Consider the following 13,222-nt stretch of genomic DNA (forward strand, 5'->3'; position numbering starts at 1 on the left):
AGGATTCGAATGAGCGAAAACGTTACATACAGCGGCTTTGTCGCGATAGTTGGCCGACCCAACGTCGGTAAATCCACCTTACTGAACCAGCTACTGGGGCAGAAGGTTTCGATTACGTCGCGTAAGCCGCAAACCACTCGTCACCGCATTATGGGTATCCATACTGAAGGCGCCTACCAGGCGATCTATGTGGATACGCCAGGCCTGCACATGGAAGAGAAACGGGCGATTAACCGCCTGATGAACCGTGCTGCCAGCAGTTCTATCGGTGACGTTGAACTCATCATCTTTGTGGTGGACGGCACGCGCTGGACGCCGGATGACGAAATGGTATTAAACAAGCTGCGCGATGGCAAAGTGCCCGTGCTGCTGGCGATCAATAAAGTCGACAATATTCAGGACAAAAGTATTCTGCTGCCGCACCTGCAGTTCCTGAGCCAGCAGATGAACTTTATCGATATTGTGCCGATTTCAGCAGAAACCGGTAAAAATGTGGATACCATCGCCGCCATTGCCCGTAAGCATCTGCCGGAATCTGATCATCACTTCCCGGAAGATTACATTACCGACCGTTCGCAGCGCTTTATGGCCTCAGAAATCATCCGTGAAAAGCTGATGCGTTTTCTGGGGGCCGAACTGCCTTACTCGGTCACGGTTGAAATCGAACAGTTCGTGTCGAATGCGCGCGGCGGTTATGACATCAACGGTCTGATTTTGGTCGAGCGTGAAGGGCAGAAGAAAATGGTGATTGGCAACAAAGGCGCCAAAATCAAAACCATCGGTATCGAAGCCCGTAAAGACATGGAAGAGATGTTCGATGCGAAAGTGCATCTCGAACTGTGGGTCAAAGTTAAATCCGGCTGGGCGGACGACGAACGTGCGCTGCGCAGCCTGGGTTACACAGACGATCTCTGATTAAATGGAAGGCTGGCAACGCGCCTTTGTGCTGCATAGTCGTCCTTTCAGCGAGACCAGCCTGCTGCTTGATCTGTTTAGTGAAAGTGAAGGCCGCGTACGTGTTCTGGCAAAAGGGGCACGTTCACGGCGTTCCCAACTGAAAGGCACCTTACAGCCTTTCACGCCTTTACTGGTGCGCTGGAGCGGGCGCGGGGAAGTCAAAACCCTGCGCAACGCTGAAGCGGTCTCCCTGGCATTACCTCTCAGTGGCATCACGCTATACTGCGGCCTGTACGTTAACGAGCTTTTATCTCGGGTACTGGAACAGCACATTCCCTTCTCTGAACTGTTTTTCGACTACCTGCAATGCATTCAGATGCTGGCGGCAGGCGAAGGATCACCAGAGCCTGCGCTGCGCCGTTTTGAGCTGGCGCTGCTGGGGCATTTGGGTTACGGCGTAGACTTCCTGCACTGTGCGGGCAGCGGTGAACCGGTCAGCGAAGCCATGACCTACAGCTACCGTGAAGAGAAAGGCTTTATTGCCAGCCTGGTGCTGAACCAGCGTAGCTTCACCGGGCGTGAACTGCAGGCGCTGTTTACCCGTGAATTCCCGGATGCAGAAACCCTGCGCGCAGCCAAACGTTTCACGCGTATGGCCCTCAAACCCTACCTGGGCGGTAAGCCGCTAAAAAGCCAGGAGCTTTTTCGCCAGTTTACCCCGAAAAAAAAGCCCACTATTTCTGACGAGACAGAGCACTGACCGTAGCCTGGCCTTATCTCTGCGCGGTACACTCAACGCAATGACCATAATGAACCGAGGATTGTCATGGCTGAGTTACTGTTAGGCGTGAATATCGACCATATCGCTACCGTTCGCAATGCGCGTGGAACCCATTATCCCGATCCGGTACAGGCGGCGTTTATCGCCGAACAGGCGGGTGCAGACGGCATTACCGTGCACCTGCGCGAAGATCGTCGCCACATTACCGACAGGGATGTGCGCATCCTGCGCGATACCATTGAAACGCGCATGAATCTCGAAATGGCCGTGACCGAGGAGATGCTGGCTATCGCCTGTGAAATCAAACCGCATTTCTGCTGCCTGGTGCCGGAAAAGCGCGAGGAAGTCACCACCGAAGGCGGACTGGACGTCGCGGGCCAGCAGGAGAAGCTGAACGCCGCGGTGAAACAGCTCAGCGAAGCGGGCATTCTGGTGTCCCTGTTTATCGATCCCGATCACCGCCAAATCGAGGCGGCGGTGACCAGCGGCGCGCCCTATATTGAAATTCATACCGGTGCCTATGCTGAAGCGCCTGAAGGCCCAGCGCGCGACGCTGAGCTGGCACGTATCCGTCAGGCCGCCACCTTTGCTGCCAGCCGTGGGCTAAAAGTTAACGCCGGTCATGGGCTGACTTACCACAACGTACTGCCAATCGCCGCCCTGCCGGAAATGCATGAGCTGAATATCGGTCATGCGATTATTGGACGTGCCGTGATGAGTGGTCTGCCTGAGGCGGTGAAAGCCATGAAAGCACTGCTGCGAGAAGCGCGTCGCTAATGGCTATCCTGGGACTGGGCAGCGATATCGTCGAAATAGAACGCATTGCCGATGTGATTTCACGTTCAGGCGATCGTCTTGCGCGGCGTGTCCTGAGCGAGGCCGAGTGGCAGCAATATCAACAGCACCGTCAGCCGGTTCGTTTCCTGGCCAAACGTTTTGCGGTTAAAGAGGCGGCGGCAAAAGCCTTTGGTACCGGCATTCGGGGCGGGCTGGCTTTTAACCAGTTCGAAGTTTATAACGACGCGCTGGGTAAACCGCTGCTGCGTTTCTTCGATCATGCCGCCGAGGTGGCGCAACGTCTTGGCGTGCAGCATGTGCATGTCACGCTGGCAGATGAGCGTCACTATGCTTGCGCAACGGTGATCATCGAAAGTTAACCGTGCAGCTGCACAAACTTATCCCACAGCGCATCGCGTGATTCGATGTGCTGTGGATCAATGACGATCGTGTTATCAATCGGGCAAACGCGCTGACAGGTTGGAAGATCGTAATGACCCACGCACTCCGTGCAGCGGCTCACATCAATTTCATAGATTGCCTCACCCATCGCAATCGCCTGGTTCGGGCATTCAGGTTCGCACATATCGCAGTTAATGCATCGTTCGGTAATCAGTAGAGACATCGCGGCTTCTTAATCAAGGCATCGTAGTGGTCGTGCTGCTGTATCGGGCAACGTTCGTCGCAGAGAACGGGCCAGCACCTTACTTCAGACGTTCGGTCCCAAACAGGGCAGCGAGACGTCCTTACTCTGGCTGTTTTTCACCTGCTGACAGCCGGCAGGACAGTAGCATATTTTGTTTATCACAAAAATGATGCAGGTAAACGAAGTGTTGTTGCCGCCGTGTTTATCTCGCCGCTCAGCGCGTTATTGCAACCGCAATGCGCCATTCAGCACTTGAGCATTGAGGCCAGCCTGGCTGGCCTCTTGTCCGGTTATGTCGATTCGCCCTGCCTAGATCAGTTTCTTAACCAGAGCTTCGCTGTGACGAATATGGCTGGATGCTCGCTCAGGATCGTTCTGCACCAGGGCCATAAACAGCAGGTCCGTCAACGCCAGCTGCGCGGTGGTAGATGAGATGGCGGCGCTGCGCGTGCTCTGCTCTTCTGCCACGGTGTACAGGCAATGGGTGGCGCACTGCTGCAGTGTGTTAGGCGTAAAGCCGGTAAAGGCCAGCACATCCGCCCCTACGCGAACGGCTTCCTGAGCGGCAAGGTTGATTTCACGTCGTTCGCCGGTGTAGGAGATCGCCAGCAGCACATCGCCAGATGACATAGCCTGAACACTGGCCAGCAGCGCGTGCATATCCTGTTCCGCCACCGCATTGATACCAATTTTCATCAGCTTCCATGAAAAATCCTTTGCCACCAGGCCGGACGCGCCAATGCCGACCAGCAAAATGCGGCGTGCGCGCTTGAGCAACTGCAGGACGGCGTTTAATTTCTCTTCACTGTTGATATCCAGCGTGGCACGAATCGCAGAGAGCTTCTCCGTGAGTAATTTTTCCCCCACGGCTTTGAGCGGATCGTCGCTCAGGATCTGGTTGTGCACGGTGATGGCATCTTTATCCGCCAGCGATTCACTCAGCGCCAGCTTAAGTGCCGGAAAGCCTTTGTATCCCAGTTTTTGTGCGAATTTAACCACGCTCGACTGGCTGACCCCGGATTCTTCCGCCAGCTTTTGTGAACTCAGATGCCGTGCCCGATCCGGTTGTGACAGTAAAAAATCCGCCAGCCGACGCTCGTTCAGCGCCAGAGAGGGATAAAGCTGGCGAATGCGCAGCAATGAACTCATGCTCAATCCTCATGATTTAGCGGATGTTCCGCATGGAATAAATGATTCTATGCGCATTGTAGTCACTGGAATAAAAAATGACAGCCATCGCCTCGTTGGACGAAGATGACTACAATAGAGGCTGTTGATGCCAATTAGGTAAAAAGGAGTGTTGTTTGACCAACGATATACAACGTCGCGTGGTGTTTTTCGACCTTGATGGCACATTGCACCAACAGGACATGTTTGGCACCTTCATGCGCTATCTGCTGCGCCGCAAGCCGCTTAATCTGCTGCTGGTGGTGCCGTTGCTGCCGGTTGTGGGCGCGGGTTTATTGTTTAAGGGACGCGCCGCGCGCTGGCCGATGAGTTTGCTGCTGTGGTCGATCACCTTTGGCCGCTCTGAAGCCACACTGCTGCGGCTGGAAGCCGAATTCGCGCAATGGTTTCGACAACGCGTTAAAGCATTTCCCGTGGTGCAGAAACGACTCAGTGAATACCTTAGTAGCGATGATGCCGATGTCTGGCTGATTACGGGCTCACCGCAGTCGCTGGTGGAGCAGGTCTATTACGACTCCGCATTTCTACCGCGGGTGAAGCTCATCGCCAGCCAGATGCAGCCCGGTTTAGGCGGACGCATATTGAAAATGCGCTGTCTCGGCCATGAAAAAGTGGTGCAGCTTGAGGAGCAAATCGGCACGCCCTTACAGCTGTATAGCGGTTACAGCGACAGCAAACAGGATAACCCGCTGCTGTTCTTCTGCCAGCACCGCTGGCGCGTCACCCCGGGTGGCGAATTACAACAGCTGGAATAACCGCTGTCACGCTTCGGTTTTACGGATTCGATGGTTATAATGCGCCGCTTTTTTGCTGCCGGGAGTGGTCTGCGTGACTCAAGAACAAGATGAATACTGGATGCGCCGGGCGCTTACGCTGGCGCAGCGCGCATGGGAGCAGGGCGAAGTGCCGGTCGGTGCGGTGCTGGTTCAGGGCGATCGGGTGATAGGCGAGGGCTGGAACCGGCCTATCGGGCAGCACGATCCCACCGCCCATGCGGAGATCATGGCCTTACGTCAGGGCGGGAAAGTGCTGGAGAATTATCGCCTGCTCAATACCACGCTTTACGTCACGCTGGAGCCCTGCATTATGTGTGCGGGCGCGATGGTGCACAGTCGCATTGGCCGTCTGGTTTATGGCGCGCACGATGTAAAAACCGGCGCAGCCGGCTCACTGATTGATATTCTGGGACATCCGGGAATGAATCATCAGGTGGCGCTGCATCAGGGAGTGCTGGAAGAGGAGTGCGCGGCAATGCTGAGCGACTTTTTCCGCATGCGCCGCCAGCAACAAAAAGCGTTGCGTCAGGCGCAGCGCGAAAGTTAATTCATTGCCACCTCAGGCGTGACGGCAGGATAACCTTTGCCCAGCTCTGCCTCCAAGGCCGCCTGTTGGGCAATGCGTTTTTCCTGCTCCTGCAAATAGCCCACCAGGCTAATTTCATATTTGCGGATATTCTCCACGTAATTATAGGCTTCCTGCCCGCGTGCATAGCCATAGGTGGTTTGTGAGTAGTAGCGCTTCTGGCTCAACATGGGGAGCCGCAGTTTAACATCTGCCCAGCTGTCGGGATTTCCACCCTGTTTAGCCGTGAGCTTACGCACATCCAGCATATGCGCATAGCCCATGTTATAGGCCGCCAGGGCAAACCAGATACGCTCATCTTCCGGAATCGTTTGTGGCACCTTTTCCATCATGTTTTGCAGATACTCGCTGCCGCCACGGATGCTCTGCTCAGGATCGGTACGGTCACCTACGTCAACGCTGTCAGCGGTATTCCGCGTTAACATCATCATGCCGCGGACGCCGGTAGGCGACGTCGCCTGCGGATTCCAGTGCGACTCCTGATAGGAGATCGCCGCCAGCAGCCGCCAGTCGATATTTTTGGCGTACTTTTCAAACAGGGGTTTTATATCGGGCAGCACGTTATCAATGGAGCGCAGGAAGGTGCGGGTATCCACGTAGTCGAAGGTGCCGACGTGACCGAGATATTTCTCTTCAAGTCTTGCCATCGCCCCTTCTTCTCCCATGCTGTTAAAGAAATCCAGCATGGCGGCGTTCAGGCTGTCATCGCTTTCGTGCGGTAAATACCACGTTACCGGTTCTTCATCGGTGACGTCGAAAGCCACAGCCAGTTGGGGATGAATGCGCTGAAGCAGGGCAATCGTCACGGAATCGCCAATCGTATAATCCAGCTTGCCCTCAGCCACGGCTTCCAGCAGGGCTTTCGGACTTTGATCGGTCGAAATGGCCCAGTCGAGATCGGGATAGTGATTCGCCCGGGCGTTTTTAAGCGTCGACAGATAAGCCGATCCAGAGGCAACAACCAGCCGCCCCTTTAAGTCACCCAGGTTTTTTGGCCGCGGTTTGTCCACGCGATAGACCAGCTGCTGCGAAACGCTGTAGTAGCCCGGACCGATCTGATAACGCGACAAACGCTCATCGTTATAAATCAGACCTGCCGCCAGCAGATCCGCTTTGCCGTCGTCGAGCGCATCGAACAGATCGCTGAGGTTGGCGCGCACCGTTATATCAAGCTTAACGCCCAGATAATCGGCAAAACGCTTCGCCAGCTCGTAGTCCATCCCGGCCGGTGCTTTATTCACGGTGTAGTAAGTCAACGGCGAGTTTACGGTACTGACGCGTAGCACTCCCCGTGATTTAATCTGTGAAATCGTATCTTGTCCTCCCCCGTACCAGGGAATAGACGGCCACAGTGCCAGAGCCAGCAGCACGGTAAGCAGACCGATAACCAGATAATTAAATTTTAGGCGTTTCAAATAGTTATCTCTCGATGGCTCCAAGGCCTCTGTCTTTTAAGGCAGTATTGATCTTGTTTTAACTCCCAGAGCGAGGGGCATTTTGCGCAACAAACACCGGCAGAGCAACTTATAAAGCAATTTTTGCGCAAATTTCAGGCAAATCTTGATGGCCATAAATTTTGCGCAAACGGTTTCGTCGCGGAGTGGGTTTCTTTATAATACGCCCCGTTTTCCCCTGTTGCGCCCAATGAAGCGTCGCCCGGCGCTTCGAAGACGAGAGATCTTATGATGGAAATTCTGCGTGGTTCGCCCGCCCTGTCGGCATTTCGTGTAAACAAATTGCTGGCCCGCTTTCAGGACGCTCATCTGCCGGTGAGTGATATTTACGCTGAGTACGTCCATTTTGCCGATGTCAGCGCGCCGCTGAGTGAGGATGAAAAATCCCGTCTGCAGCGCCTGCTCAAGTACGGTCCTTCTCTCGCTGAACATGCGCCACAAGGGCGTTTAATTCTGGTCACGCCACGTCCTGGTACGATATCGCCGTGGTCATCAAAAGCCACAGACATTGCTCATAACTGCGATCTGTCGCAGGTGCGTCGTCTGGAACGAGGCATGGCCTTTTATGTCCAGGCACCTCAGCTTTCTGAAAGCCAATGGCAAACGCTGTCCGCACTGCTGCACGACCGCATGATGGAAACGGTTTACAGCGATTTCAGCGAGGCTGAGCAGCTGTTTGCTCACCATGAACCTCAGCCGGTCAAAAGCGTTGATGTGCTGGGTGAAGGCCGTCAGGCGCTGGTTCAGGCCAATATGACGCTCGGCCTGGCGCTGGCCGACGACGAAATTGACTACCTGCTGGCGGCCTTTACCCGGCTGGGACGCAATCCGAACGACATTGAACTTTATATGTTTGCCCAGGCGAACTCTGAGCACTGTCGCCACAAAATCTTTAACGCTGACTGGATCATCGACGGCGAAAAACAGCCTAAATCACTGTTTAAAATGATTAAGAACACCTTCGAGCAAACGCCGGATTATGTTCTGTCAGCCTATAAAGATAACGCGGCGGTAATGGAAGGCTCGGAGGTCGGTCGCTTCTTCGCGGACGCAGAAAAGGGTGAGTACGCCTATCACCAGGAAGCCGCGCACATTCTGATGAAGGTTGAAACGCACAACCACCCAACCGCGATTTCGCCCTGGCCTGGCGCGGCAACCGGCTCCGGCGGTGAAATTCGTGATGAAGGCGCCACGGGGCGCGGTGCCAAGCCGAAAGCGGGCCTGGTCGGGTTCTCGGTGTCGAACCTGCGCATCCCCGGCTTCGAACAGCCCTGGGAGGAGGATTTTGGTAAGCCAGCGCGCATTGTCAGCGCGCTGGATATTATGACCGAAGGCCCACTGGGCGGCGCAGCCTTTAACAACGAATTTGGTCGTCCGGCCTTAAACGGCTACTTCCGGACCTATGAAGAGCAGGTTAACAGCCACAACGGGACTGAACTGCGCGGCTACCACAAGCCCATTATGCTGGCTGGCGGCATCGGAAACATTCGTGCGGACCACGTTCAGAAAGGTGAAATCACCGTCGGGGCCAAACTGGTCGTGCTGGGCGGGCCGGCGATGAATATCGGCCTGGGCGGCGGTGCGGCATCATCCATGGCATCAGGCCAGTCCGATGCGGATCTCGACTTTGCATCGGTGCAGCGTGACAACCCTGAAATGGAGCGTCGCTGCCAGGAAGTGATCGACCGTTGCTGGCAACGGGGCGATGACAACCCGATTCTGTTTATCCACGATGTGGGCGCGGGCGGCCTGTCCAACGCCATGCCGGAACTGGTCAGCGACGGTGGACGCGGCGGTCGCTTCAACCTGCGCGACATCCTGAGTGATGAACCGGGAATGAGCCCGCTTGAAGTCTGGTGTAACGAATCACAAGAGCGCTATGTGATGGCCGTTGCCCCTGAAAAGCTGGCCGAGTTTGCTGCCATTTGTCAGCGCGAACGTGCGCCGTATGCGGTGATTGGTGAAGCCACCGAAGAGCAGCACCTGACCCTGAACGACAGCCACTTTGATAACAGCCCGATTGATATGCCGCTGGACGTCCTGCTGGGCAAAACCCCGAAAATGACGCGCGATGTGGTGAAACTGCAGGCGAAGGGCGATGCCCTGCAGCGCGAGGGCATTACGCTGACGGACGCGGTAAATCGCGTGCTGCACTTGCCAACCGTAGCGGAAAAAACCTTCCTGATCACCATCGGCGATCGCAGCGTAACCGGCATGGTGGCGCGCGATCAGATGGTGGGCCCCTGGCAGATCCCTGTTGCTAACTGCGCCGTTACGACGGCCAGTCTCGACAGCTACCATGGCGAAGCCTTCGCGCTGGGCGAGCGTGCGCCTGTCGCACTGCTGGACTTCGCCGCCTCGGCCCGTCTGGCCGTGGGTGAAGCGCTGACTAACCTGGCGGCGACGCCGGTCGGTTCGCTGAAGCGCGTGAAACTCTCGGCTAACTGGATGTCTGCAGCAGGCCATCCGGGGGAAGATGCGGGCCTGTATGACGCTGTAAAAGCCGTCGGTGAGGAACTGTGTCCGGCGCTCGGCATCACTATCCCGGTGGGTAAAGACTCTATGTCGATGAAAACCCGCTGGCAGGAAGGCACCGAACAGCGCGAAATGACCTCGCCGCTGTCGCTGGTGATCACGGCTTTTGCAAGGGTAGAAGACGTACGTCGCAATGTGACGCCACAGCTGGTCGCCGATCGGGACAACCTGCTGCTGTTAATCGACCTTGGCAACGGCGCTAACACCTTAGGCGCGACGGCGCTGGCTCAGGTTTATCGTCAACTGGGCGACAAGCCTGCTGATGTCCGTGATGCAACGCAGCTGGCTGGCTTCTTTAATGCCATTCAGGCCCTGGTCAGCCAGCAAAAACTGCTGGCTTACCATGACCGCTCAGACGGCGGCCTGCTGGTTACCCTGGCGGAAATGGCTTTCACCGGTCACTGTGGCATCGAAGTCGATATCGCGGCGCTGGGCAGCGATGCACTGGCTGCGCTGTTCACCGAAGAGCTGGGGGCGGTGATTCAAATCAACGCGGCGGATCGCGAATCCGTGGAGCAGATTCTTGCTGAACATGGCCTGGCGCACTGCAGCCATGTGCTGGGCAGCGCACAGTCGGGCGATCGCTTTGTGATTCGCTCAGGCGACAGCGCGGTTTACAGCGAAAGCCGCACCACCTTGCGGACCTGGTGGGCAGAAACCACCTGGCAGATGCAGCGTCTGCGTGATAACCCGGCCTGTGCCGATCAGGAACATCAGGCAAAGCAGGATGACACCGATCCCGGGCTGAACGTTAGTCTGACCTTTAAGCCAGACGAAGACGTTGCGGCACCGATGATTGCAACGGGTGCGCGTCCACGCGTTGCCGTGCTGCGCGAGCAGGGCGTTAACTCGCATGTGGAAATGGCGGCCGCCTTTGATCGGGCAGGTTTTACGGCGGTTGACGTGCATATGAGTGACCTGCTGGCGGGCCGGATCGATCTGGAACCTTTCCAGGCGCTGGTGGCCTGTGGCGGTTTCTCCTACGGTGACGTATTGGGCGCCGGTGAAGGTTGGGCGAAATCCATTCTGTTTAACCCGCGCGTACGCGATCAGTTCGAGTCGTTCTTCCATCGCCCACAAACGCTGGCACTGGGCGTGTGTAACGGCTGCCAGATGATGTCTAACCTGCGTGAATTGATTCCGGGTAGTGAGCTGTGGCCGCGCTTTGTCCGTAACCAGTCTGAACGTTTTGAAGCACGCTTCAGCCTGGTTGAAGTAGCTGCCAGCCCGTCGTTACTGTTGGATGGCATGGCCGGTTCCCGTATGCCGATCGCCGTATCGCACGGCGAGGGCTTCGTGGAGGTGCGTGATGGCGCGCACCTTGCCGCACTGGAATCGAAAGGGCTGGTGGCGCTGCGTTATGTCGATAACACAGGCAAAGTGACGGAAGCCTATCCGGCAAACCCGAATGGCTCACCAAACGGTATTACTGCGGTGACCAATGAAAGTGGACGCGTCACAATTATGATGCCGCATCCAGAGCGTGTGTTCCGCACGGTCAGCAACTCATGGCACCCGGCTGAATGGGGCGAAGACAGCCCCTGGATGCGCATTTTCCGCAATGCACGGAAACAATTGGGTTAAGAGCGGCGAAAAAAGACCGGGAGGCCTGAGTGCCTCCCTTTTTTTATTCCCCGTTTGTTGGCAAAAGGAGACATACGTCACCTTTTGTTGTCGCCGATTGGTGACATCTATCTTTATGATTTCTATAGATTGAAAGGGAAAAGCAAAATTGTGTTGGTATCTGGCGACACTTTTAGCGGACCAGACAGTCTGAAATGAGCGAAGTCAGCTGAATGGTTTTTTCAAAATATTGATTACAAAGGTATTTTAGAAACTGGCATGAACCTTGCTATACTATGCCTGTTGCTCATTCATCTGTTTATGATTGCCACCCCACAGCGGGCAGAGCTCATAAAATCCGAATGACGCACCAAACGGAGCCTGTCGTCCACCCAACCGATAATCGTATGTTCTGCATCGTTATCAAGCATCGGACGCAACGTTGAGTTAGGCTCCACCCATTCTCGCGTACTGCTATGGCGGTGCGTCAACGGCAGGCCATCGCGCCTGCCGTTTTCTTTTCTGCCTCTTCCTTCTCTGGGCTGACTCCGCTAGCATCCGGTAAGCGTATCTTTAAGGAAGCCGTCGCGTGAAAAAATGGCGTTTATTTCCCGGGTCCCTGCGCCAGTTGGTGCTGATGGCCTTTTTGCTGGTGCTCCTGCCGCTGTTGGTGCTGGCCTGGCAGGCCTGGGAAAGTCTCTCAGCGTTAAGTAATCAGGCTGCCGACACTAACCGAAATACCTTTACTGACGTCAGGCGCAGCGAGGCGATGGCCCGCACCGCTATCGAGCTGGAACGGAGTTATCGCCAGTACTGTGTGCTGGGTGATACGTCTCTGGCAAAGCTCTATCAGACGCAGCGTATCCGCTATGGTCAGATGCTCAGTTCCCATGCCGACAGCCTGCCCGATTTACCGGCGTTTAAAACGTTGCAGGCCATTTTGCCGCAGCTGGAAACCATGCAGTGCGATAATGGTAATCCTGTGACCGGTGCGTCACAGGCGCTGGAAAAATTTTCAGCGACAAACGTGCAACTGGTGCAGGATACGCGAGAAGTGGTGTTTGCACGTGGTCTGCAACTGCAACGTGAAATAGCCGACCGTGGTCAGTTTTTTGGCTGGCAGGCGCTTATCCTGTTTATTATCAGCCTGACGTTAACCCTGCTGTTTACCCGCATGATCATCGGCCCGGTAAAAAGCGTAGAGCGGATGATTAACCGACTTGGCGAAGGACGCGAACTGGGCAGCAGCATGGTGTTTCGCGGTCCGCGCGAGTTACGCTCTTTGGGGCAACGTATTATCTGGTTAAGTGAACGCCTGGCCTGGCTGGAAACCCAGCGACATGAATTTTTACGTCATCTTTCACACGAACTTAAAACGCCGCTTGCCAGCCTGCGTGAAGGTACAGAGCTGCTGGCTGATGAGGTTGCGGGCATACTGAATCCTGAACAGAAAGAAATCGTTTCAATACTGGATAACAGCAGTCGCCACCTGCAACGCCTTATCGAACAGCTACTTGATTACAACCGCAAACTGGCTGATGGCCCGATTACCCTGGAAACGGTGGATCTGAATGACATCGTGTATGACGTTGTTAATGCGCATGCACTCTCAGCCCGAACCAAGCTTATGCATGTCAATATCGATCTTAAAGCCACAGATTGCCTGGCAGAACCTATGCTATTGATGAGCGTGATTGACAACCTCTACTCTAACGCCGTGAACTATGGCAATGAATCCGGTAACATTTGGCTGCACAGCCAGCGGCAGGGCGATCGGATAATCATCGATGTTGCTAACAGCGGTACGCCCATTCCCGAAAATGAGCAGGAGATGATTTTTGAACCTTTTTTCCAGGGCAGTCATCAGCGTAAAGGGCCGGTCAAAGGCAGCGGACTGGGGTTAAGCATCGCAAAGGATTGTCTGCGCCGCATGCACGGTAGCCTGCAACTGGTTACCCGTGACGACGCTGATGTTTGTTTTCGCATCGAACTGAACACCACAGCCGGGAAAGTCTGAAG

11 protein-coding genes are annotated in these 13,222 nt (G+C 55.4%); 8 read left to right on the forward strand and 3 right to left on the reverse strand.

Annotated features, from left to right (window positions below; all coding sequences use genetic code 11):
- Positions 1 to 9 precede the first annotated feature (9 nt).
- The 4 genes from era (at position 10) to acpS (ending at position 2,835) form a co-directional block, all read left to right on the forward strand.
- The gene (era, locus tag NXS97_RS18670) at positions 10 to 915 is read left to right on the forward strand and encodes a GTPase Era (RefSeq protein ID WP_013026766.1); all 906 of its coding nucleotides are present in this window, start codon (positions 10 to 12) and stop codon (positions 913 to 915) included.
- Positions 916 to 919: 4 nt separating this feature from the next.
- Positions 920 to 1,657: a DNA repair protein RecO gene (gene recO, locus NXS97_RS18675; protein ID WP_013026765.1), complete on the forward strand. Its 738-nt coding sequence runs from the start codon at positions 920 to 922 to the stop codon at positions 1,655 to 1,657.
- 66 nt (positions 1,658 to 1,723) lie between these two features.
- A complete protein-coding gene (pdxJ, locus tag NXS97_RS18680; RefSeq protein WP_014605257.1) occupies positions 1,724 to 2,455 on the forward strand; it encodes a pyridoxine 5'-phosphate synthase in 732 nt (243 codons plus the stop codon).
- Positions 2,455 to 2,835 carry a holo-ACP synthase gene (acpS, locus tag NXS97_RS18685; RefSeq protein WP_006120525.1) on the forward strand — a complete coding sequence of 127 codons (381 nt, stop codon included), beginning with the start codon at positions 2,455 to 2,457 and terminating at the stop codon, positions 2,833 to 2,835. The genes pdxJ and acpS overlap by 1 nt, the downstream gene beginning before the upstream one ends.
- Here acpS and NXS97_RS18690 read toward each other — a convergent pair.
- Both NXS97_RS18690 and NXS97_RS18695 read right to left on the reverse strand, forming a co-directional pair.
- Complete coding sequence (locus NXS97_RS18690; RefSeq protein WP_013026763.1) at positions 2,832 to 3,080, reverse strand: YfhL family 4Fe-4S dicluster ferredoxin; 249 nt, start codon at positions 3,078 to 3,080, stop codon at positions 2,832 to 2,834. The two genes, acpS and NXS97_RS18690, sit on opposite strands and share 4 nt — an antisense overlap.
- 330 nt (positions 3,081 to 3,410) lie before the next feature.
- Positions 3,411 to 4,250 (reverse strand): MurR/RpiR family transcriptional regulator, encoded by an 840-nt coding sequence (locus tag NXS97_RS18695; protein WP_014594334.1) that lies wholly within the window; start codon positions 4,248 to 4,250, stop codon positions 3,411 to 3,413.
- A 155-nt stretch (positions 4,251 to 4,405) separates the two neighbouring features.
- Between NXS97_RS18695 and yfhb the strand changes: the two genes are divergently transcribed.
- Entirely contained in the window at positions 4,406 to 5,044 is a 639-nt protein-coding gene (gene yfhb, locus NXS97_RS18700) for a phosphatidylglycerophosphatase C (protein ID WP_013026761.1), read from the forward strand.
- A 73-nt stretch (positions 5,045 to 5,117) separates the two neighbouring features.
- Positions 5,118 to 5,612, forward strand: a complete 495-nt coding sequence (gene tadA, locus NXS97_RS18705) for a tRNA adenosine(34) deaminase TadA (protein ID WP_014605260.1) — start codon at positions 5,118 to 5,120, stop codon at positions 5,610 to 5,612.
- Here the strand turns inward: tadA and mltF are convergent.
- Positions 5,609 to 7,066: a membrane-bound lytic murein transglycosylase MltF gene (gene mltF / locus NXS97_RS18710; protein ID WP_014605261.1), complete on the reverse strand. Its 1,458-nt coding sequence runs from the start codon at positions 7,064 to 7,066 to the stop codon at positions 5,609 to 5,611. The genes tadA and mltF overlap by 4 nt on opposite strands.
- A 267-nt stretch (positions 7,067 to 7,333) precedes the next feature.
- Between mltF and purL the strand changes: the two genes are divergently transcribed.
- Positions 7,334 to 11,224, forward strand: coding sequence for a phosphoribosylformylglycinamidine synthase (gene purL / locus NXS97_RS18715; RefSeq protein WP_105087373.1), 3,891 nt, complete (start codon positions 7,334 to 7,336; stop codon positions 11,222 to 11,224).
- Between the two features lie 568 nt (positions 11,225 to 11,792).
- On the forward strand, positions 11,793 to 13,220 hold the full coding sequence (locus NXS97_RS18720) for a HAMP domain-containing sensor histidine kinase (RefSeq protein WP_014605263.1): 1,428 nt from the start codon (positions 11,793 to 11,795) through the stop codon (positions 13,218 to 13,220).
- Positions 13,221 to 13,222: the final 2 nt, after the last annotated feature.

Source organism: Pantoea sp. B623, from assembly GCF_024814475.1.
GTDB lineage: Bacteria > Pseudomonadota > Gammaproteobacteria > Enterobacterales > Enterobacteriaceae > Pantoea > Pantoea ananatis.

Coding starts and splice junctions, on each gene's coding strand:
- era (WP_013026766.1), top strand. CDS start 10: ATGAGCGAAAACGTTACATACAGCGGCTTTGTCGCGATAGTTGGCCGA.
- recO (WP_013026765.1), top strand. CDS start 920: ATGGAAGGCTGGCAACGCGCCTTTGTGCTGCATAGTCGTCCTTTCAGC.
- pdxJ (WP_014605257.1), top strand. CDS start 1,724: ATGGCTGAGTTACTGTTAGGCGTGAATATCGACCATATCGCTACCGTT.
- acpS (WP_006120525.1), top strand. CDS start 2,455: ATGGCTATCCTGGGACTGGGCAGCGATATCGTCGAAATAGAACGCATT.
- NXS97_RS18690 (WP_013026763.1), bottom strand. CDS start 3,080: ATGTCTCTACTGATTACCGAACGATGCATTAACTGCGATATGTGCGAA.
- NXS97_RS18695 (WP_014594334.1), bottom strand. CDS start 4,250: ATGAGTTCATTGCTGCGCATTCGCCAGCTTTATCCCTCTCTGGCGCTG.
- purL (WP_105087373.1), top strand. CDS start 7,334: ATGATGGAAATTCTGCGTGGTTCGCCCGCCCTGTCGGCATTTCGTGTA.